This window comes from Falsiroseomonas ponticola (genome assembly GCF_016805305.1).
GTDB lineage: Bacteria > Pseudomonadota > Alphaproteobacteria > Acetobacterales > Acetobacteraceae > Falsiroseomonas > Falsiroseomonas ponticola.
In genome coordinates, this window is record NZ_JAERQN010000002.1 from 196,166 (window position 1) to 217,113 (window position 20,948).

Genomic DNA, 20,948 nt, shown 5'->3' on the forward strand with positions numbered 1-20,948 from the left:
CGCCTCAGCCATGCACCTCCGCGCTCTTCATCGCCGTGCCGTGTTCCAGCGCGCGCCACATCTCCACGTCGCGTTCCGCCGTCCAGATGCGCGGATGGTCCAGGCCCTTCGCCTCGTCGAAGGCGCGGGTCACGTTGAAGGGCATGCAGTGCTCGAAGATCACCCAGGACCCGTATTTCGGGCGCATGAAGCCCATGGTGTCGTCGTAGATCTCCTTCAGCCCCCAGCCCTTGGCCACGCCTTCGCGCACCCGGGTGAAGAGGTCCGTGGTGAAGGACCGCGTGCCCTCGATCGCGTCGCGGCAATCATCCTTCGTCATCAGCGCGCGGCCGCGGCCGGGCACCATCCGCTCCGCCCCCAGCGCCGCGACCGCATCGAGCGTCCTCGACCAGTCCGCGAAATGCGCGTCGCCGCAATAGGGGGTGGCGCCGAACTCCACCGTATCCCCGGCGAAGAGCACCTTCTCCTTCGGCAGCCAGACCACCGTGTCGCCGGCGGTGTGGCTGCGGCCGACATGGATGATCTGCGCTTCCCGGTCGCCCAGCCACAGGGTCATGCGCTTGTCGAAGCTGTGCGTCGGCCAGGTGAGGCCGGGGATGCTCTCCTTCCCCCGGAACAGGCGGGGGAAGCGGCCGATCTCGCTGTCCATGTCCTGCCGGCCGCGTTCCACGATCAGGTCGCGCGTCGCCTCGCTGGCGATGATGACGGGGTTGCCGTAGCCGGAGGCGCCGAGCACGCGGACCGCGTGGTAATGCGTCAGCACCACCTGGCCGACATGGCGCGGCGTGACGGTGGCGATGCGGGCCATCACGTCCTGCGCCATGGCGGGCGTTGCCTGCGCATCCACCACCACCACGCCGTCGGGCCCCACGATCACGCCGGAATTGGGATCGCCCTCGGCGGTATAGGCGAAGAGGCCCGGGCCCAGCTCGTCGAATGAGACGGTCTTCTCGGCCAGGTCGTTCGCCGATGCGAATCCGGACATGGGGCTTCCTCCGCGGTGCTTGCAAGGGTGGCATGGGCCCGGCGCGGATCAAGCGCAAGCCTGAGCCATGGCAACGACTTTCCCATTCCGGGAGCGTTCTGCATGAAGTAAATCACCATTCCAATCAAGTTCCCGCGCGGCTACCCTGCAAGCGTTGGATGGCGCCGGCGGGGTGCCTGATCGACGGGGAACAATGACCAGAAATGCGAGCCTGACGCCTCTGCCTGGCTCCTGCGCCGCCTGTGCCGTGCGACCCTTCGCCCTGTTCAGGGTTGTGCCGCAGGCCCGGGTCGGTGAGATCGCGAAGGTCCGGTCGGGCGTGCGCCTGGTGCGGGCCGGGGAAGCGATCCATGACAGCGTCTTCACCCTCTATGCCGGCTGGGCCTTCTCCTGGACCGCGACGCCCGATGGCCGCCGCCAGGTGCTGGACTTCCACCTGCCCGGCGACCTGGTGGAGCGCAGCGAGGATGGCGCGGAGGTGGAGGCGCTGACCGATGCCTCCTTCTGCATCCTCGCGCGCGACCGGCTGTGCGAGTTCATGGGCCGCGACCCGGGCCTCGCCCTGTCCTACGCCGAGGGGCTGACGCGCGACCGCGCCCGGATGCGCGAACGCCTGACCAGCCTCGGCCGGCGGGATGCGGCGGGGCGCGTCGCGCATCTGCTGCTGGAACTGCACGGGCGGCTGGCGCGCCGCGGCGGGGCGGATGCCCGCGGCGCCGCCGTGCCGCTGAAGCAGGCGCATCTGGCGGATGCGCTGGGCCTCTCGGTGGAACACGCCAACCGGGCGCTGGCCGCCATGCGGAAGGACGGGATCGCGACGCTGAACAAGGGGCGGCTCGAGATCCTGGACCGGGAGGCGCTGGAGGACATGGCCGGCTGGTCGGGCCCCGCGCAGCCCGGCATGCTGGCGCGCACCCTGGCGGTGTGAGGGGCGGCCGGGCTAGCTTTCCGGCCCGAGACCGCTCCGGATGCCGACCATGATGCCGTCCCTGCTGCGCCGACTGGCCGCCCTGCTGCCGCTGCTGCTGCTGGCCGTGCCGCCGGCGCAGGCGCAGGCGCAGCAGGGCGACCCGTCCTTCACCCTGGTCAACCGCAGCGGCCAGGTGATCAACGAGATCTACGTCTCCCCGACGCGGGAGCCGAACTGGGGCCGCGACCTGCTGGGCCAGTCCACCCTGGCGAATGGGCGGAGCTTCCCCGTGCGCATCGCGCCCTCCGCCGGCTGCCGGCAGGATATCCGCGTGGTCTATGCGGATGGCCGGCCGGAGGAACGGCGCAACCAGGATACCTGCGCGATCACGGAGATGGTCTTCGGCACCGCCGCGCCGCGCGCGCCCCAGGCGGGCGCATCGCCGAACCCGGGGGGCAACCCGTCCTTCAACCTGGTGAATCGCGGCCGGGCCGCGATCCGGGAGATCTACGTCTCCTCCGCCCGGGACAATGACTGGGGGCCGGATCGCCTGGGCCAGAACACGCTGCCCATCGGCCAGCACCTGCCCGTGCAGCTGCCGCAGGGCGATTGCGTGAACGATATCCGCATCGTCTGGATGGATGGCCGGCCGGAGGAACGCCGCGCCGTGGACACCTGCCAGCTGGTGAACGTGGTCTTCCCCTGATGGCGTCGCTGGCGGAGCAGTACCGCGCGCTGCGGGACCGGCGCCAGGCCGGCGATCCGCCGGATTTCGAGGCGCTGCTGCGCCGCTTCTACACCGGCTTCCTGAAGCCGGGCGACACGGCCATCGATGTCGGCGCCTTCAAGGGCAAGCACACCTTCCCCATCGCCGCCGCCATCGCCGGCCCCGGTGCCGCGCTGCACGCGATCGAGCCCAACCCGGACATGGCGGCCGGGCTGCGCGCGCGCATCGCCGCCGACCCCGCGCTGTCCTTCGTCATGCTGCATGAATGCGCGGCGGCGGCGGAGAACGGCATCGCCGAATTCATCATCGCGGTGGAAACGCCGGGCTATAGCGGCCTGCGCCAGCGGGACTACGACCAGCCCGATGTCACCACGCGGCGCATCGGCGTGCACACCGTGCGGCTCGACTGGCTGCTGCCGCACCTGCCGGGCCTCGCCTACATCAAGCTCGACATCGAGGGCGGCGAGTTCGACGCGCTGCGGGGGGCGCAGGGGCTGCTGGACCGCCACCGCCCCGCCATCAGCTTCGAATTCGGCCGCCGCGCCTATGGCGCCTATGGCGTCGATCCCGCCGCGGTCTTCGACTGGTTCGAGGCGCGGCGCTACGCGCTGTTCGACATCATCGGCAACCCGCTGCGGGTGAAGGACCGCTTCCTGCGCGCGGATCGCCTGCCCGGCGTCTTCGACTTCCTGGCGGTGCCGGCGGAAAACCGCAACCTGCTGCGGCTGGCGCAGGCGCAGCAGGACCCGCCGCTCACCACGTAAGGCGCACGCGCAGGCCCGGGGCCGCATCCTCGAGCGCGATGCGCATCCCGTGCAGCTCCGCCACCGCCGCCACCAGCGCAAGGCCGAGCCCCGTGCCCGGCGTGGCCCGCGCGGCATCCAGGCGATGGAAGCGGCGGAACACCTGGCCGCGCGCCTCCGCCGGGATGCCCGGCCCGTCATCGGCGATGGTGATCGCGCGATCCTCCAGCGCCAGGCGCACCGTGCCATCCGCGCGGCCGTGGCGGATGGCGTTCTCCACCAGGTTGGCCAGCATCTGCACCAGCAATTCACGGTCGCCCTGGATGACCGCGCCATGGTCGATCCGCGCCACCAGGATCTGCCCGCGCTCCTGCGCCGCGGGGGCGTAGAGTTCGGCGACGGTGGCGCAGACCTCATCCAGCGCCACCGGCGCGAAGGCCGCGCGGCGGGCGCCGCTCTCGACCTCCGCGATGCGCAGCAGGGCGGCGAAGATGTCGAGGATGCGGTCGCATTCCGCGACGGCTTCCTCCGCCCCCTCCATCGATTCCAGCCGGCGGCGCAGGCGGGTGAGGGGCGTGCGCAGGTCATGCGCGATGTCGTCGCTGACCTGCCGCAGCGCGGCCATGGTGAGCTGCAGGCGGTCCAGCGTCGCGTTCACGCGCCGCGCCAGCTGGTCGAACTCGTCGCCGCCGGGGCGGGCCGCGAGCCGCACCTCCATCCGCCCCTCCTCCACCTGCGCCAGGGCGCGTTCCATGCTGGCGGCGCGGCGGGCGACGCCGCGGCCCACCAGCAGCCCGCCGCCCAGCGCCAGCAGGATGGCCGCGCCGCCCACCCAGCCGGCGGCGCCCAGCAATTGCGCCTCCAGAGCCCTGACCGGCGCCAGGTCGCGGCCCACCAGAAGAAAGTGGTTGGCGGGGAGCGCGGTGCCGAAGGCCAGCATCACGCTGTCCTCCCGCGCCGTATCGACCTCGATGCTCGACCAGCCGGCCTGGCGAGGTGCCACGGCGAGGTTGCCGGCGATGCGCCCGCCATCGGGGCCCGACAGCAGGAAGAACTGCGTGCCGCCCCGGTCGGCGGCGATCCGCGCCTCGATCGACAGCGCGAGGGAGGGCACGCCGCCAAGCCGCGCGGCGTTCAGCAGCACGCCGACATCGCGCTCGATCTCGGCCGCGATCTGCCGCACGGCGAAGCGCGAGGTCGCCCAGTAGCCGATGCCCGCGAGCAGCGCCGTGCCGAGCAGCGTGAGGGCCAGGTGCAGCAGCGTGATGCGGAAGCCCGTGGTGCCGGCCCAGCGGCGCAGCGCGGTCATGGATCGGGCGGCCGGATGGTGTAGCCCGCGCCGCGCAGCGTCTGGATCAGATGCGGCTCCCCGAGCTTGGCGCGCAGCCGGCTGACATGCGTCTCCACCACGGAGGTGCGCGGGTCGAAATGGATGTCCCAGACGCCTTCCAGCAGCATGCTGCGCGTGACCACGCGCCCGGCATGGCGCAGCAGGTATTCGAGCAGCCGCCATTCGCGCGGCTGCAGGTCGATCCGCTGGCCCGCGCGCGTGACGGTGCGGCGCAGCAGGTCCATCTCCAGGTCGGCCACGCGCAGCGCCGTCGCCTCCTGCGCCATGGCGGCGGGGCGGCGGCCCAGCGCGTGCACGCGCGCCAGCAGCTCCGGCAGCGCGAAGGGTTTCGCGAGGTAGTCATCCGCGCCGGCATCCAGGCCTTCCACGCGGTCGTTCAACGATCCTCGGGCGGTCAGCATCAGGGCGGGGGTGGCGATGCCGGCGGCGCGCAGCGCGCGGACCAGGCCGAGCCCATCCAGGCCCGGCAGCATGCGGTCCACCACCAGCACCTCGAACCCCCCGCCGATCGCCTCCATCAGCCCCTGCCTGCCATCGGCGACATGGCTGACCAGGTGCCCCGCCGCACCCAGCGCGCGGGCGATGTCGGCGGCCGTGCCCGCATCATCCTCCACCAGCAGGATCCGCAACCCGCGCCCCCTTCGACCTTACCGATCCGTATGCCTGCCGCGAGCAGCCCGAGAGGGCGGCCCGCTACCTCCACGACACGCCTTCCCGTTCAGGGAGGGACGCTTCGCAGAGGGATACACCATGAGCGACAAGTCCCAGCCCGCCCGCAAGGCCCCCGGCGGGAAGCGGCATTTCTGGGCCGCCGGTTTCCTGGCCCTGGCCTTGGGCACCACGGCGCTGACGACGCTGCCGATGGCCGGCAGCGCCCAGACGACGGCGCCGGGCGCCCCGGCCGTGGTGCTGCCGCATCAGCGCGGCCCACAGGGCTTCGCGGACCTCGCCGCCCGCGTCGCGCCCTCCGTGGTGCGCGTGACCGTGACCGGCCAGGTGGAGGCGACGCCAGCCTCCGTCGAGATCCCGCCGGAGCTGCGCGGCACGCCGCTGGAACAGTTCTTCCGCCAGTTCGAGCGTGGCCAGCGCGCGCCGCGCGGCGAACAGCGGGGCGAACAACGCCGCAGCGTCGGCCAGGGCAGCGGCTTCATCATCGATGCCGCCGGCTACATCGTCACCAACAACCACGTGGTGGGGGAGGCCTCCGCCGTGAAGGTGGAGCTGACCGATGGACGCGAACTGCCCGCCCGTGTCATCGGCACGGACCCGCAGACGGATCTGGCGCTGCTGAAGGTGGAAGCGGGCGGCCCGCTGCCCGCCGTGACCTGGGGCGATAGCGACCAGCTCCGCGTCGGCGACTGGGTGGTGGCCATGGGCAATCCCTTCGGCCTGGGCGGCAGCGTGACGGCGGGCATCGTCTCCGCCCGCGGCCGGCAGATCGGCGCCGGGCCCTATGACGACTTCATCCAGACCGATGCCCCGATCAACCCGGGCAATTCGGGCGGCCCACTGTTCAATGCGAATGGTGAGGTGGTCGGCATCAACACCGCCATCTATGCGCCGGCGGGCGGCAATGTCGGCATCGGCTTCGCGGTGCCGGCGCGGATGGCGCGCCATGTCATCACGGACCTGCAGCAGGATGGCCGCGTGGCCCGCGGCTGGCTCGGCGTCTCCATGCAGCCGCTGAACGCGGAACTGGCCAGCGCGCTGCGCCTGCCGGATACGCGGGGCGTGCTGGTGGCGGGGGTGGAGCCCGGCAGCCCCGCCGCCGCCGCCGGCGTGAAGGCGGGGGACGTGGTGGTCGGCATCGATGGCCGCCCGGTCGCCGTGGCGCGGGACCTGGCGGTGGCGGTGGCGGAGGCCTCGCCGCGTTCCACGGCCACGCTCACCCTGCTGCGCGACGGCCAGCGGGTGGAGCAGGCCGTGACGCTCGGCCAGCGGGAGGCCCCGCGGCAGGAGGCCCGCGCCGGCGGGGCGGAGGCGCCGCGCCAGGCCTCGCTCGGCCTGCGCCTGTCCACCGGCAAGGCGGGCGATGGCGTGACGGTGGCCGCGGTGGAGCCCGGCAGCATCGCCGCCACGCGGGGCCTGCAGGCGGGCGACGTGATCCTGCGGGCGGGTGAGCGCGAGGTGCGCCGGCCGGAGGATGTCAGCCAGGCCGTCGCCGCGGCCCGCAGCGCGGGGCGCCCGGCCATCGCGCTGCAGGTGGCGCGGGACGGCGGCCGCGCCTTCATCGCCCTGCCGCTGAACGCGGGCTGATGGGGTTCCGGCCGCGCGGTCTTCGCCGCTACCCTGGCCGTCGAATGGCAGGGTGACCGCGACAGATCGATGAGCCCTCTCCCCCCGGGGAGGGGGAGAGGATCGGGTGAGGGGGGCGCGGCGATCCTGCGCGGCCCCCTCGCGCCGTTTCCGACCTGCCGCCGCCCCGCCCCGAACGCGATGCAGGGAATGTCCACCACCATGAATGCCACAGCACGCCGCCAGGCCTTCCGCGCCATCCTGGCGGGTGATTCCTGCGTGCACCCGGCCTCCGTCTTCGATGCCATCTCCGGCCGCATCGCCGCCGAGATCGGGTTCGAGACGGCGATCCTCGGCGGCTCCGTCGCCTCCCAGGCGGTGCTCGGCGCGCCGGACCACATCATCCTGACGCTGACGGAACTGGCCGACCTGGTGCGGCGCATCACGCGGGCGGGCGCGCCGCCGCTGCTGGTGGATGCGGACCACGGCTTCGGCAATGCGCTGAACGTCATGCGCACGGTGGAGGAGCTGGAGGCCGCGGGCGTCGCCGCGCTGACCATCGAGGACACGCTGCTGCCCCGCCCCTACGGGCCCGACGCCACCGCGCTGCTGCCGCTGGAGGAGGGGCTCGGAAAAATCCGCGCGGCGCTGGCGGCGCGGAGCGATCCATCCCTGGTGGTGGTGGCGCGCACCGGCGCGCTCGGCGTCACCTCGACCGCTGACGCGATCGCCCGCGCGCGGGCCTATGCGCAGGCGGGCGCGGACGGCATCTTCGTCACGGGGCTGTCGGACCTGGCGCAGCTGGATGCGTTGCGGGACGCCACGGGCCTGCCGCTGCTGGTCGGCAGCGCCAGGGCGGGGATCGGTGGTGCCCCGGTGCTGGCCGCGCATGGCGCGCGCGTGGCGTTGCAGGGCCACCACACCTTCCCCGCCGCGGTGAAGGCCATGCGGGACACGCTGCAGGCGCTGCGCGATGGCGTGGCGCCGAAGGACCTGCCGGGCCTGCCCGATGCCGCGACGATGAAGCGGCTGCAGCGGGAGCCCCATTACGACGCGGCGATCCGCGACTTCCTCGGGGGGTAGGCGCGCGCCGCCATTCCCGCATACTGCGCGGAATGACGGAGGAAACGGATAGGGCAGGGCGCGCCAGCGGCGCCGCGCGCGCATGAGGCGCCTGGCCGGCCTTGCGCCCTTCCGCCAGAAGGGCTTCCGGCGGCAGTTTCCCGCCGATATCGCGACCTCCTGGGGCTTCGAGATGGAGACCCTGGTGCTGGGCTGGTACATCCTGGTCAGCACGGGATCGGTCGTCTGGCTGACGGCCTTCGCCTCCGTCCAGTATCTCGGCACGCTGGTCTCGCCCATGTTCGGCGTGATGGGCGACCGGCTCGGCCATCGCGGCGTGCTCTGCGTGATGCGCGGGCTCTATGCGGTGCTGGCCTCCGTCATCGGCGTGATGGCGCTGACGGGAACCATGTCGCCGCTGGCCGTGATGGCAGTGGCGGCCGTGGCGGGGCTGGTGCGGCCTTCCGACATGGGCATGCGCAACGCGCTGATTGCGGCCAGCGTGCCGGCGCCGCAGATGCCGGCGGCGATGGGCATCTCTCGCACCACCGCCGATACGGCCCGCGTGATGGGCGCGCTGGCGGGGGCGGGGCTGGTCGCGGCGCTCGGCATCGGCGCGACCTATGCCATCGTGGTGCTGCTGTACCTGGTCAGCCTCGGCCTGACGCTGGCGGTGCCCGCGGTGCGTCGCGTCGCGGCGGCGCCGGCCTCGCCGCTGCGGGAATTGCGCGACGGCTTCGGCCATCTGCGCGACACGCCGCCGCTGATGGCGGCGATCCTGCTCGCCTTCCTCGTCAACCTGCTGGCCTATCCCGTCTCCGGCGGGCTGCTGCCCTATGTGGCGCGGGAGGTCTATGGCGTGGACCGCACCGTGCTCGGCTACCTCATCGCCTGCTTCGCGGGGGGCGGGCTGCTGGGGTCGCTGGTGATGATCGGGCGCGGCGGCGTGGCCTTTCCGGGACGGGTGATGCTGGTGGCCTGCGCCATCTGGTTCCCGCTGCTGATCGCCTTCGCCGCCGTGACCGATCCCCGCGCCGGGCTGGTGCTGATGGGCCTGGCGGGCTTCGTGCAGAGTTTCGCCCTGGTGCCGATGTCCGTGATCCTGCTGCGCTGCGCGGAGGAACGGTTCCGCGGGCGGGTGATGGGGCTGCGCATCCTGGCCGTCTATGGGCTGCCACTCGGGCTGCTGGTGGCGGGGCCGCTGATCGAATGGATGGGTTTTGCCCGCACCATCACGATGTATGCGAGTCTTGGGTTGATCTGCACGGGGGCGATCGCGCTGCATTGGCGCCGGCATCTCTGGCCGGCGGAGGCGCCGGCGAATACGGCGCTGCGCTAGGCCGTGAGAGCCTTTGCCAGCCATTCCGAAAACGCCTGCACGGTGGATCGCCGCGCCGCCATTTCCGTCATCACCAGGTGGTAGCCCGTGCCGTCCTCCATCACGCCATCGAAGGCGCGCACCAGGCGCCCTTCCGCGATGGCGTCCCGCACCAGCACGCCCCAGCCGATGCCGATGCCCTGGCCGGCCTCCGCCGCCGCCAGCGCCATCGCCGTCTCGTCGAAGCGCGGGCCGGGCGCGACGAGGGCAGGGTCGATCCCCACGGCCTCCGCCCAGGCGCGCCAATAGGGGCGTTCCGCATAGTGCAGCAGCGTCGCGCGGGGCAGGGCGGCGGCGGCGGAGTCGGGCAGGGTGGCGCGCAAGGCGGGCGTGCAGACCGGCAGCATCTGCTCCCGCGTCAGGCGCCGCACGACATAGTCCGGCCAGTCGCCATTCCCCGTGCGGATCGCGACATCGACATCCGCGCCATGCAGCTGCGCGAAGTAGCGATGCGTCTCCAGCCGCAGGTCGATCCAGGGATGGGCGCGGGCGAAATCGCCGATGCGCGGCGCCAGCACGCGCATGGCGAAGCTGCGCGCGGCGTTCACGACGAGGGTCGTGCGGCTGCGCGGCTGGCCGATGCGGAACAGCCCGCTCTCCAGCGTCTCCAGCCCCCGCCTGGCGTAATCCGCCAGCACATCGCCGGCCTCCGTCAGCCGCAAGCCGCGCGGCCCGCGGGTGAAGAGGGGCTCGGCCAGCCGCTCCTCCAGCGCCTTCACCTGGCGGCTGATGGCGCCCTGCGTCACGCCAAGCTCCGCCGCCGCGCGCGCCATGTTGAGGTGCCGCGCCGCCGCATCGAAGGCCCGCAGCGCCTGCAGCGGCAACCCGGCCATGCCTTGAGCTGAACTCATGGCTGGCGAGCCTATCCCGCGCCTTTCCGCCCCGCCATCCCCGCCCCAGACTGCGCCCAACCACGAAGGACGCCGCATGACCGCCCCGGCCCCCGGCTTCGATCCCGTCACGCTCCAGATCCTCTGGAGCCGGCTGATCTCCATCGCCGATGAGGCCGCGGCCGCGCTGCTGCGCACCTCCTTCTCCACCATCGTCCGCGAATCCAACGATTTCGCGACGGTGCTGATGGATGCGGAGGGCAACAGCCTGGCGGAGAACAGCATCGGCATCCCGAGCTTCGTCGGCCTGCTGCCGAAGACGCTGCGCCACATGCTGGCGGAAATCCCCCGCGAGGAGCTGCGGCCCGGCGACTGCCTCATCACCAACGATCCCTGGATGGGCACGGGCCATCTGCTGGACATCACCATGGCCCAGCCGATCTTCCGGGGCGACACGCTGGTGGGCTTCGCCGGCGCCACCTCCCACATGCCCGATATCGGCGGCACCTTGTGGTCGGCGGATTGCACGGAGGTGTTTGAGGAAGGCCTTCGCATCCCGCCCGCGAAGTTCCTGATCGAGGGGCGGGAGAATCGCGAACTCGCCCGCATCATCCGCGGCAATGTCCGCGTGCCCGACCAGGTGATGGGCGACATCCAGGCGCAGGTGACGGCGACCAGCGTCTGCGCGCGGCGCGTGCTGGAATTCCTCGATGACACCGGCCTGCAGGACCTGCGCGCGCTGTCGGCCACGCTGCAATCCCGCGCCGATGCGGCGATGCGCAAGGCGATCGCGGCGCTGCCGGACGGCACCTGGCACGGCACGGTCTACGCGGATGGCTACGAGGATCAGGAGACGCGCATCCAATGCGCGCTGACCATCGCGGGCGACCGGCTTTCGGTGGACTATGCCGGCACCTCGCCGCAGATCGCGCGCGGCCTCAACAGCGTGATGAACTACACCTACGCCTACACCGTCTATCCGCTGAAATGCGCGCTGGATCCGCTGACACCGCGGAACGAGGGCAGCTATCGCGCGGTGGAGGTCACGGCGCCGGAGGGCAGCATCCTCAACCCGCGCTGGCCGGCGGCGGTGAATGCGCGGCACCTGACGGGGCTGTTCCTCTCCGGCGCGCTCTACCAGTGCCTGGCGCAGATCGTGCCCGGCATCGTGGTGGCGGATAGCGCGAGCCCCGCGCCGCGGCCGGTCTATACGGGCCGTGACAACAATGGCGACCGCTTCAGCCAGGTGCTGTTCGGCAGCGGCGGCATGGGCGCCGCGGCGCATCGCGATGGCCTCAACACCACCGCCTTCCCGACCAATTCCGGCTCCGGCTCCATCGAGGCCTTCGAGGCTTCGGCACCGATCCTGGTGTGGAAGAAGGACCTGATGCCGGACAGCGGCGGGCCCGGGCAGTTCCGCGGCGGGTTGGGCCAGGAGATCGAGCTGGAGGTGATGACGCAGGAAAGCGTGCGCCTCTCCCTGATCGCCGACCGCATGAAGCATCCGGCCGGGGGCCTCGATGGCGGCCAGGCGGGCGCGCCGGCACTGGTGCAGTTGCAGGATGGCCGCAAGCCGCATCCGAAGTCGCGCAGCACGCTGCAGCCCGGCGACCGGCTGCTGATGCATCTCGGCGGCGGTGGCGGCTATGGCGACCCGCGGGCGCGCGATCCGGCCGCGGTGCGGCGCGATGTCGAGGATGGCTATGTCTCGCCCGAGGGGGCGCAACGGGATTACGGGGTGACGCCATGATGACCATCACGCGCCGTGCCTTCGCCGCCCTGGTGCTGGCCGCGCCCGCCGTGGCGCGGGCGCAGATCACGCGGCCCGTGCGCCTCATTGTCCCCTTCGCCGCTGGCGGCGGATCGGACACGCTGGCGCGCCTGCTCTCCGTGCCGCTGAGCGAGCGTCTCGGCCAGCCCGTGGTGGTGGAGAACCGCGCCGGCGCGGGCAGCCAGATCGGGGCGGAGGCGGTGATGCGCAGCGCGCCGGATGGCACGACGCTGCTGCTGGGCGATACGCCGCTCGCCACCATTCCCGCCGTGCAGGTCGCGGGCGGACGCCCCGCGCCCTTCGACGCGGCGCGGGATTTCACGGCGGTGTCCGCGCTCGCCATCGCGCCGGCGCTGGTCGTGGTCGGCGGGCAGTCCCGCTATCGCACGCTCGGCGAATTGCTGGCCGCTGCACGCGCCAATCCGGCGGCGATCGACTTCGCCTCGGCGGGTGTCGCCAGCTCCACGCATCTCATCCTGGAACTGCTGCAGATGCGGTCCGGCGTGCGCGTCACGCATGTGCCCTATCGCGGCGCGGCGCCGGCGGTGCAGGACGTGCTCTCGGGCACCGTGCAGGCGACGATCATGGCGCTGGCGACGGCGGCGCCCCTCGTGCAGTCCGGGCAGATCCGCGTGGTGGGCGTCGCGTCCGAACAGCGCATCGCCGCCATGCCCGATGTGCCGACGCTGAAGGAGCAGGGCATCGACCTCGTCTCCGGCTTCTGGTGGGGCGTGCTCGGCCCGCTTGGCATCCCGGAGCCGGTGCTGGCGCAACTCGTCGCCGCGATCGACGCCTCCATGGCCAGCGAGGCGATGGCGGCGCGGCTGCCCTCCCTTGGCCTTAACCGCCTCGCTCTTGGCCCCGCCGAGTTCCGTGCCCTGCTGGCATCCGAGACGCGCCGATGGGGTGAGGTGGTGCAGGCCGCGGGGATCAAGCCTGAATGAGCTCGCCTTCGGTTCGCATCGGCGTCGATGTCGGCGGCACCTTCACCGACTTCGTGCTGGTGGATGAGGCGCGATCGCGCGTCCTGACCGGCAAGCGCCTGACCACCCCCGACGATCCCGGCCGCGCCATCCTGGAAGGGCTCGACCGGCTGCTGGCGGAAGCCGGTGTCGGCATCGGCGATGTCCGGCAGATCGTCCACGGCACGACGCTCGTCACCAACATCGTGATCGAGCGCAAGGGCGCGAGGATCGGCCTGATCACCACGCGCGGCTTCCGCGACAGCCTCGAGATGGGGCGGGAGATGCGCTACGACCTCTATGACCTGTTCCTGGAGAAGCCGGAGCCGCTGGTGCCGCGCCCGCGCCGCCACGCGGTGACGCAGCGCCACGATGCCCATGGCACGGAACGCCTGGCGCTGGCGGAGCATGAGGTGCGCGACGCCGCCCGCGCGCTGAAGGCGCAGGGGGTGGAGGCGGTGGCGGTGTGCTTCCTGCACAGCTACCTCGATGCCAGCCATGAACGCCGCGCTGCCGCGATCCTGGCCGAGGAGTTGCCCGGCCTGCCCGTCACGCTCTCCTCCGACGTGGCGCCGGAGATCCGCGAATACGAACGCGCCAACACCGCCTGCGTGAACGCCTATGTCACGCCGCTGATGGACCGCTACCTCGCGGTGCTGGAGGCCGCGCTGAAGGCGAAGGGCCTCGGCGGCCCGCTGCATCTCATGCTCTCCGCCGGCGGCATCGCGACGGTCGGCTATTCCCGCGCCAACCCCGTGCAGCTGATCGAAAGCGGCCCCGCGGCCGGCGCCACGGCGGCCATGCATCACGGCCGCATCGCTGGTGTGGCCGACATGATCTCCTTCGACATGGGCGGCACCACCGCGAAGATGTGCCTGATCGAGAAGGGGGAGGCCGAGCATGCCTCGGTCTTCGAAGCCGCCCGCGTGCGCCGCTTCCGCAAGGGATCGGGCCTGCCGCTGAAGGTGCCGGTGATCGACCTCATCGAGATCGGCGCCGGTGGCGGCTCCATCGCGCAGGTCAGCGCCATGGGGCTGCTGACGGTGGGGCCGGAAAGCGCGGGCTCCGTCCCCGGCCCGGTCTGCTACGCCCGCGGCGGCACGCACCCCACCGTGACGGATGCGGACCTGCTGCTCGGCTACCTTTCGCCGGAATACTTCCTCGGCGGCGAGATGGCGCTGGACCGTGGCGCGGTGGAACGCGCGATGGAGGAGCACCTGGCGAAGCCGCTCGGCATCACGGTGCTGGAGGCCGCGGCCGGCATCCATGCCATCGTGAACGAGAACATGGCGGCCGCGACGCGCATGTATGTGGCGGAGAAGGGGCGCGACCCCCGCCGCTACGCCATGCTCGCCTTCGGCGGGGCGGGGCCCGTGCATGCCTATGGGTTGGCGAAGCTCTTGAAGCTGCCGCGCGTGATCGTGCCAGCGGGGGCTGGCGTCGCCTCCGCGCTCGGCTTCCTGGTCGCCGCGCCGGCGATCGACCTGGTGCGAAGCGGCGTGCAGCGCTTGAACGCCGTGGAGTGGTCTGGCGTCGCGCAAAAATTCGCGGCGATGGAGGCGGAGGCGCGGTCGATGCTGGAGGATGCGGGCGCCGCGCCCGGTGACGTGACGTTCCGCCGCAGCGTGGACATGCGCTATGCCGGCCAGGGCTTCGACATCGCCGTGCCACTGCCCGACGCCATCGATGCCGCCAGCGTCGAGGCCGCCTTCCTCGATACCTATCAGCGCCTCTTCGACCGGCGCATCACGGGCGTGCCGATGGAGGTGCTGTCCTGGCGCCTCAACGCCACCGCCTCCCGCCCCTCCGTGCCCGAATCCAGCGCGGCAGGCGACGGCCAGTCGCTGAAGGGCGAGCGCCCCGTCTGGTTCCCCGAGACCGGCATGGCGCCCTGCCGGGTGCATGACCGCTACCGGCTGCGCCCGGGAGAACGCCATGCAGGACCGGCGGTGGTGGAGGAACGCGAATCCACCATCGTCATCGGCCCCGACGCGACCTTCATGGCCGACAGCCACGGCAACATCATCATCGACCTCGCAGGAGACGCCGCATGACCAAATCCGCCAGCCACGCATGGCTCGATGGCAGGCTGGTCCCCTGGGCCGAGGCCACCATCCATATCTCGACCGAGGCGGTGCTGCGCGGCGAGAATGTCTTCGAAGGCATCCGCGCCTATTGGAACGCCGAGGAAGGCCAGCTCTACACCTTCCGACACGCCGACCACATCGCTAGGCTGCGCCAGGGCGCCCATATCATGCGCATGGAAGTGCCCTACACGGATGCGCAGATCGAGGCCGCGTCCCTCGACCTCATCCGCGCCTGCGGCTACCGGGAGACGATCCACTACCGCCCCGTCGTCTATTTCGCGGAAGGCGAGCTGACGCATTACCTGCCGAGCGAGATCCGCACGGGCTTCTTCATCCTCGCCTTCCCGATGCCGTCCAAGCCGACCATCGAGACGGGCGTGAAATCCTGCGTCAGCACCTGGCGGCGCAACAGCGACATGGCGTCGCCATCCCGCATCAAGGCCGGCAGCAACTACCACAATTCGCGCCTGGCCTATGTGGAGGCGCGGCTGAACGGCTTCGGCCCGCCCGTCATGCTCAACGCCGCGGGCAAGGTGGCGGAAGGCCCCGGCGCCTGCATCATGATCGTCCGCCGCGGCAAGCTCATCACGCCGCCCGTCACCGCCGATATCCTGGAGAGCATCACGCGGGAGACGGTGATGGAGCTGGCGGAGCGCGAACTCGGCCTGACGGTGGTGGAGCGCGACATTGACCGCTCCGAACTCTATGTCTGCGAGGAAGCCTTCTTCTGCGGCAGCGGCGCGGAGGTGCTGCCCATCGCCTCCATCGACCATTACGCGATCGGGGATGGCAAGCCCGGCGCCATCACGAAGCAGTTGCAGAAGCTCTACTTCGACGTGGTGCGCGGCAAGGTCGAGAAGTACAGGCACTGGCTGACGCCGGTCTATGGCGCCGAGGCCACGCGCCAGGCGGCGGAGTGATGGGGCGCAGCGTCGGGCGCCTTGTCGCCGAAAGCCTCGCCGCCCAGGGCGTCGACCTGATGTATTGCGTGCCGGGCGAAAGTTTTCTTGGGCTCACGGATGCGCTGGTCGATGTGCCGCAATTGCGTCTCGTCGTCTGCCGGCATGAGGGCGGCGCGGCGTACATGGCGGTGGCGGATGGGCGCATGCGGGCGGGGCGCGCGGGCGTCTGCCTCGTCTCCCGCGGGCCCGGCGTCTCCAACGCCATGATCGGGCTGCACACGGCGCATCACGACGCGGTGCCGATGGTGCTGCTGATCGGCCAGGTGGAGCGCCGCGAGCGCGGCCGCCAGGCGCTGCAGGAACATGACTACGGCAAGCTGCTGGCCGACATCACCAAGGCCGTCATCAATGTGGACCTGCCATCCCAGGCCAGCGAGGCCGTCGCGCGCGCCTTCCACCTCGCCGAATCCGGCACGCCCGGCCCCGTCGCCGTCGTCTTCCCGGAGGATGTGCTGGACGAGGCCGCGGATGACCTGCCGCTGGCCAGGCCCCGCCCCCGCGCCACGCCCGGACCCTCACCCGCGCAGATGGATGAACTCGCGCGGCGCCTCGCCGCCGCGCAGCGCCCGCTGGTGCTGGTGGGCGGCGCGATGGATGGCCCGCCGGAGACCCTGGCCGCGCTGAAGCGCTTCGCGGAGGCCTGGAGCCTTCCCGTCTCCCCCACCCATCGCCGGCCGCACCTCTTCGACAGCCACCACCCGCACTATGCCGGCTATGTCGGCAACCGGGTTCAGCCGCGGCTGATGGCGGAGATGCGGGAGGCTGACCTGCTGGTGGCGCTGGGCGAGCGCATGACCGATGTGGTCAGCCAGTCCTGGACCTGGCCGACCGCGCCCGACCCGCAGATGCCCTTCGTGCATGTCTGGCCGGACCCGAGCGAGCTGAACCGCGTCTGGCGCGCGGACCTCGCCATCTGCGCCGATCCCGCCGCGGTGGTGGCGGCGCTGCTGGAACGCAAGCCGGCGCATCCCTCCGGCCGCTGCGCCTGGATCGCGCGGCTGCACGCCATCCACCGGGAGCTGACGGTGCCGAGCTGGGAGGCCGCGCCGGATGGGGTGAACTTCGCCGCCGTCTGCGTGGGCGTCGCGGAACGCATGGCCGCCGATGCCGTGCTGACGACGGATGCCGGCAATTTCACGAGTTTCGTGCACCGGCACATCCCCTTCAAACCGGGGCAGATCTTCCTGGGCTCCGCCGTCGGCGGCATGGGGGCGGGCATGCCGATGGCGGTCGCCGCCAGCATCCGCCACCCCGGCCGCCAGGTGATCGCGGTGGCGGGCGATGGCGGCGCGCTGATGACGGGGAACGAGATCGCCACCGCCATGCGCCATGGCGCCGCGCCGGTGCTGCTGATCCCGGACAACCGGACCTATGGCTCCATCGGCATGCACCACGAGAACCGCTACCCGGGCCGGCCCTTCGCCAATGCCGCGGACCTGGTGAACCCCGATTTCGCCGCCTGGGGCCGCGCCTTCGGGGCGGAGGGATTCACCATCCGGACGGAGGACGACATCGCCCCGGTCCTCGACGCTGCCCTGGCGCCGAGGTCCGTGCCGGCGGTGGTGCATGTCCATGCCTCCGCCCTGCAGGTCACGGCCTTCCGGCGCCGGAAGGCGTGACCCCTACAGCAGCTCCAGCTGCCGCGCGGCCATCGCGCCCGGCACCTTGAACTGCGTGCAGTCGAGCGAGGCGCTGAAGCTGTTCTGGACGCCGCGGCCGGTATAGCCGCGGCCATCCAGCCCGAAGCGCCGCAGCGCCAGCTTGAAGCGCTGCGCCAGCAGCTCCGCATAGGGGCCGGTACCGGTCTGCCGCGCGCCGAAGCGGCTGTCATAGAGCTGCCCACCGCGCGTCTCCCGCACCAAGGCGAGCACGCGGGCGGCGCGTTCCGGGTGGTGCTCCGCCAACCAGGCCTCGAACATCGCCTTGATCTCGAGCGGCAGGCGCAGCAGCACATAACCCGCCCGGGTCGCGCCGGCGCGGGCGCTGGCTTCCAGGATGCGCTCCATCTCCGCGTCGTTCAGCCCCGGGATCATCGGCGCCGCCAGCACGCCCACGGGAATGCCGGCCTTCGCCAGCTCCGTGATGGCGCCGAGACGCTTGAGGGGCGAGGCCGCCCGCGGCTCCATCACCCGCGCCAGCTTCATGTCGAGCGTGGTGACGGAGAGGCAGACATGCACCAGGTTCCGCGCCGCCAGGCGCTGGAGGATGTCGATATCCCGCACCACGCCCGCGCCCTTGGTCACGATGGTCACGGGATGGCCGAATTTCTCCAGCACCTCCAGCGTGCGCCGCGTGATGCCGAGCGTGCGCTCCACCGGCTGGTAGGGGTCGGTATTCGCCCCCAGCGCCACCGGCTTCGGCTCATAGCCTGGCTTGGAAAGCTCCTTCTCCAGCAACTCGGGCAGGTTCGGCTTGAACATCAGCCGGGTCTCGAAATCGAGGCCGGGGGACATGCCGACATAGGCGTGGGCCGGGCGGGCATAGCAGTAGACGCAGCCATGCTCGCAGCCGCGATAGGGGTTCAGCGAGCGGTCGAAGCCGATATCCGGGCTGTCGTTCCAGGACAGCGCGGATTTCGCGTGATCCCGCGTCAGCGTCGTCGGCAGCGGCGGCATTTCCGCGAATTCCGCGGCCAGCGTGCCCCAGCCATCATCCCACGCCTCGGTCCGCGTGCTTTCATAGCGCACGCCGGGATTGGTGACGGCGCCCCGGCCCTTGCGGGCCAGGGAGGGCATCGCGGAGGCTCCCCCATCAGGCATCGTCCGGTCCTTCGATTTCCTGGTTTGTTCTCACGGAAGGTGGGGTATCCCCGGGCAGTGCGTCAAGAACAAAATGCGAATTGAGGGCCTCTCCATCGTCATCCCCGTGCTGGAGGCCGCGGCGACGCTGCCCGGCACGCTGGCGGCGCTCGGCCCGCAGGACATCGTCGTCGCCGATGCCGGCAGCGCGGATGGCACCGTGGCTGTGGCGGTGGCCGCCGGCGCCCAGGTGGTGCAGGCGCCGCGCGGCCGGGGCAGCCAGATCGCCGCGGGGATCGAGGCAGCCGCCGGCCCCTGGCTGCTGCTGCTGCACGCCGACACCCGCCTGGCGCCGGGGTGGCAGGACGCTGTCCGCGGCGCGATGCGCGACGCCTCCCGCGCCTGGCATTTCCGCTTCGCGCTCGATGACGGATCGGCCGCCGCGCGGCGGCTGGAACGCGCCGTCGCCTGGCGCTGCCGGATCCTCGGCCTGCCCTATGGCGACCAGGGGCTGCTGATCCACCGGGACCTGCTGGACGCCGTCGGCGGCATGCGCCCCCTGCCGCTGATGGAGGATGTGGATCTGGTCCGCCGCCTCGGCCGCGCGCGGATCGGCGCGCTGGACGTCCCGGCGGTGACGAGTGCCGCGCGCTTCCGGCGGGAAGGCTATCTCCGTCGTTCCGCCCGCAACCTGACCTGCCTCGCCCTCTGGTTCGCCGGCGTCAGCCCCGCCACCATCCAGCGGATCTATCGGGGACGGGGATGAGGGGCGACACGCTGGTGGTCTTCGCGCGCGCGCCGAGGCTCGGCGCGGTGAAGCGGCGGCTGGCGAAGGGAATCGGTGCCCTGGCGGCATTGCGCTTCTATCGCGGCCAGCTTTCCGCCGTGCTGCGCGCCACGGCGCGGGACCGACGCTGGCGCACCGTGCTGGCCGTGACGCCGGACCAGGCGCCGGCGCGCTGGCCGGTGGCCGCGCCGCGAATCGGGCAGGGGCGGGGCGACCTCGGCCAGCGGATGCTGCGCGCCATGCGGCCGCATCGCCGCTGCGTGCTGGTGGGCAGCGACATCCCCGGCATCGCCGCCCGCGACATCGCGGCGGCCTTCCGGGCACTCGGCCGCGCGGATGCCGTCTTCGGCCCGGCCATGGATGGCGGCTACTGGCTGGTGGGCCTGGGCCCGCGCCGCCCCGCCACCCCCTTCGCCGCCGTGCGCTGGTCCAGCCGCCATGCGCTGGCCGATACGGAACGGAACTTCGCCGGGCGCCGGCTGGCCCGGCTCCGCACGCTGCGAGACGTCGATACCGCCGCCGACCTGGCGGCCCTCAGGAAGCATCATCGATGACAAGCCCCGACTGGAGCCGCACCAGCGCCGACTATGCCCGGCACCGCCAGGGATTCCCGCCGCGCTTCCTGGACCAGCTGGAACGCGACGGGTTGCTGGCGCCGGGCATGGCGGTGCTCGACCTCGGCACCGGGACGGGCACGCTGGCGCGCGGCCTGGCGGCGCGGGGCGCCACCGTGCTCGGGCTGGACCCCGCCCCCGGCCAGATCACGCAGGCCCGGCGCCTGGCGGCGGAGGAAGGCCTCACCGGCCGCGCGCGCTTCGAGGAAGGCCTGGCGGAGCGCACGGGCCAGCCGGGCGAGGCCTTCGAGATGGTGATCGCCGGACAGTCCTGGCACTGGTTCGACCGCGGCCTGGCGGCGGCGGAGGCCTGGCGCGTGCTGAAGCCCGGCGGCGCGCTGGTGATCTGCCACTATGACTGGCTGCCGCTGCCCGGCAGCGTGGCGCATGCCACCGAATGGCTGATCGAGGCGCATAACCCCCGCTGGCGCATGGGCCGCAGCACGGGTTTCTACCCGGCCTGGGCGGGCGACCTCTCCCTGGCTGGCTTCCGCGACATCGGCTTCGCGGGCTTCGACCATGACGCGCTCTACAGCCGGGAGGATTGGCGCGGCCGCATCCGCGCCTCCGCCGGCGTGGGCGGCGCGCTGGGGGGCGATGCGGTGGCGCGCTTCGATCAGGAACTCGCCACGCTGCTCGACCAGCGCTTCGGGCAGGACCCGCTTCCGGTCCCGCACCGCGTCTTCGCGATCTGGGGCTACCGCCGGTAGCCCCATACCAACGGCCGCTTGCAGCGGCTCGTTGGTATGCGTTTACCGCCCTCAATCGCCGGGCGGCCGCATCCGCGGCCTTGGCTCGCCGGACTG

19 protein-coding genes are annotated in these 20,948 nt (G+C 72.0%); 14 read left to right on the forward strand and 5 right to left on the reverse strand.

Annotation, left to right across the window (positions count from 1 at the left end; translation table 11 throughout):
* Positions 1 to 4: 4 nt before the first annotated feature.
* On the reverse strand, positions 5 to 985 hold the full coding sequence (locus tag JJI54_RS08465; protein ID WP_203072527.1) for an MBL fold metallo-hydrolase: 981 nt from the start codon (positions 983 to 985) through the stop codon (positions 5 to 7).
* A gap of 247 nt (positions 986 to 1,232) precedes the next feature.
* Between JJI54_RS08465 and JJI54_RS32945 the strand changes: the two genes are divergently transcribed.
* From JJI54_RS32945 to JJI54_RS08480, 3 genes are read left to right on the forward strand one after another with little or no spacing between them, the layout of a single operon-like run.
* Positions 1,233 to 1,913 (forward strand): Crp/Fnr family transcriptional regulator, encoded by a 681-nt coding sequence (locus JJI54_RS32945; RefSeq protein WP_203072528.1) that lies wholly within the window; start codon positions 1,233 to 1,235, stop codon positions 1,911 to 1,913.
* A gap of 49 nt (positions 1,914 to 1,962) precedes the next feature.
* Entirely contained in the window at positions 1,963 to 2,601 is a 639-nt protein-coding gene (locus JJI54_RS08475) for a hypothetical protein (RefSeq protein ID WP_203072529.1), read from the forward strand.
* Entirely contained in the window at positions 2,601 to 3,386 is a 786-nt protein-coding gene (locus JJI54_RS08480; RefSeq protein WP_203072530.1) for an FkbM family methyltransferase, read from the forward strand. The genes JJI54_RS08475 and JJI54_RS08480 overlap by 1 nt, the downstream gene beginning before the upstream one ends.
* Here JJI54_RS08480 and JJI54_RS08485 read toward each other — a convergent pair.
* Together JJI54_RS08485 and JJI54_RS08490 are read right to left on the reverse strand one after the other, a co-directional pair.
* The gene (locus tag JJI54_RS08485; protein WP_203072531.1) at positions 3,376 to 4,674 is read right to left on the reverse strand and encodes a sensor histidine kinase; all 1,299 of its coding nucleotides are present in this window, start codon (positions 4,672 to 4,674) and stop codon (positions 3,376 to 3,378) included. The genes JJI54_RS08480 and JJI54_RS08485 overlap by 11 nt on opposite strands.
* Positions 4,671 to 5,345, reverse strand: a complete 675-nt coding sequence (locus JJI54_RS08490) for a response regulator transcription factor (protein WP_203072532.1) — start codon at positions 5,343 to 5,345, stop codon at positions 4,671 to 4,673. Before JJI54_RS08490 ends, JJI54_RS08485 begins: the two co-directional genes overlap by 4 nt.
* A 121-nt stretch (positions 5,346 to 5,466) precedes the next feature.
* Here JJI54_RS08490 and JJI54_RS08495 point away from each other — a divergent pair, with 121 nt between their 5' ends.
* The 3 genes from JJI54_RS08495 to JJI54_RS08505 all read left to right on the forward strand — a co-directional run bounded on the left by JJI54_RS08495 (position 5,467) and on the right by JJI54_RS08505 (position 9,352).
* Positions 5,467 to 6,972: a Do family serine endopeptidase gene (locus tag JJI54_RS08495; protein WP_203072533.1), complete on the forward strand. Its 1,506-nt coding sequence runs from the start codon at positions 5,467 to 5,469 to the stop codon at positions 6,970 to 6,972.
* Positions 6,973 to 7,161: 189 nt separating this feature from the next.
* Positions 7,162 to 8,034: an isocitrate lyase/PEP mutase family protein gene (locus JJI54_RS08500; RefSeq protein WP_203072534.1), complete on the forward strand. Its 873-nt coding sequence runs from the start codon at positions 7,162 to 7,164 to the stop codon at positions 8,032 to 8,034.
* Between the two features lie 82 nt (positions 8,035 to 8,116).
* Positions 8,117 to 9,352 (forward strand): MFS transporter, encoded by a 1,236-nt coding sequence (locus JJI54_RS08505; RefSeq protein WP_203072535.1) that lies wholly within the window; start codon positions 8,117 to 8,119, stop codon positions 9,350 to 9,352.
* On the opposite strand, the gene JJI54_RS08510 is transcribed toward JJI54_RS08505, so the two are convergent.
* Positions 9,349 to 10,242 carry a LysR substrate-binding domain-containing protein gene (locus JJI54_RS08510; RefSeq protein WP_203072536.1) on the reverse strand — a complete coding sequence of 298 codons (894 nt, stop codon included), beginning with the start codon at positions 10,240 to 10,242 and terminating at the stop codon, positions 9,349 to 9,351. The two genes, JJI54_RS08505 and JJI54_RS08510, sit on opposite strands and share 4 nt — an antisense overlap.
* Before the next feature lie 76 nt (positions 10,243 to 10,318).
* On the opposite strand from JJI54_RS08510, the gene JJI54_RS08515 reads away from it, so the two are divergent.
* From JJI54_RS08515 to JJI54_RS08535, 5 genes are read left to right on the forward strand one after another with little or no spacing between them, the layout of a single operon-like run.
* Positions 10,319 to 11,971 (forward strand): hydantoinase B/oxoprolinase family protein, encoded by a 1,653-nt coding sequence (locus JJI54_RS08515; RefSeq protein ID WP_203072537.1) that lies wholly within the window; start codon positions 10,319 to 10,321, stop codon positions 11,969 to 11,971.
* Positions 11,968 to 12,936, forward strand: a complete 969-nt coding sequence (locus JJI54_RS08520; protein ID WP_203072538.1) for a Bug family tripartite tricarboxylate transporter substrate binding protein — start codon at positions 11,968 to 11,970, stop codon at positions 12,934 to 12,936. Before JJI54_RS08515 ends, JJI54_RS08520 begins: the two co-directional genes overlap by 4 nt.
* Positions 12,933 to 15,008 (forward strand): hydantoinase/oxoprolinase family protein, encoded by a 2,076-nt coding sequence (locus tag JJI54_RS08525; RefSeq protein WP_203072539.1) that lies wholly within the window; start codon positions 12,933 to 12,935, stop codon positions 15,006 to 15,008. Before JJI54_RS08520 ends, JJI54_RS08525 begins: the two co-directional genes overlap by 4 nt.
* Entirely contained in the window at positions 15,005 to 15,961 is a 957-nt protein-coding gene (locus tag JJI54_RS08530; RefSeq protein ID WP_203072540.1) for a branched-chain amino acid transaminase, read from the forward strand. Before JJI54_RS08525 ends, JJI54_RS08530 begins: the two co-directional genes overlap by 4 nt.
* Positions 15,961 to 17,622, forward strand: coding sequence for a thiamine pyrophosphate-dependent enzyme (locus JJI54_RS08535; protein WP_203072541.1), 1,662 nt, complete (start codon positions 15,961 to 15,963; stop codon positions 17,620 to 17,622). Before JJI54_RS08530 ends, JJI54_RS08535 begins: the two co-directional genes overlap by 1 nt.
* Positions 17,623 to 17,625: 3 nt before the next feature.
* Here the strand turns inward: JJI54_RS08535 and JJI54_RS08540 are convergent, their stop codons facing one another.
* Positions 17,626 to 18,738, reverse strand: a complete 1,113-nt coding sequence (locus JJI54_RS08540) for a PA0069 family radical SAM protein (RefSeq protein WP_226381571.1) — start codon at positions 18,736 to 18,738, stop codon at positions 17,626 to 17,628.
* A gap of 97 nt (positions 18,739 to 18,835) precedes the next feature.
* Between JJI54_RS08540 and JJI54_RS08545 the strand changes: the two genes are divergently transcribed.
* From JJI54_RS08545 to JJI54_RS08555, 3 genes are read left to right on the forward strand one after another with little or no spacing between them, the layout of a single operon-like run.
* Positions 18,836 to 19,507, forward strand: a complete 672-nt coding sequence (locus JJI54_RS08545; protein WP_203072543.1) for a TIGR04283 family arsenosugar biosynthesis glycosyltransferase — start codon at positions 18,836 to 18,838, stop codon at positions 19,505 to 19,507.
* Positions 19,504 to 20,082, forward strand: a complete 579-nt coding sequence (locus JJI54_RS08550) for a TIGR04282 family arsenosugar biosynthesis glycosyltransferase (RefSeq protein ID WP_203072544.1) — start codon at positions 19,504 to 19,506, stop codon at positions 20,080 to 20,082. The genes JJI54_RS08545 and JJI54_RS08550 overlap by 4 nt, the downstream gene beginning before the upstream one ends.
* Entirely contained in the window at positions 20,079 to 20,852 is a 774-nt protein-coding gene (locus JJI54_RS08555; protein WP_203072545.1) for a class I SAM-dependent methyltransferase, read from the forward strand. Before JJI54_RS08550 ends, JJI54_RS08555 begins: the two co-directional genes overlap by 4 nt.
* Positions 20,853 to 20,948 lie beyond the last annotated feature (96 nt).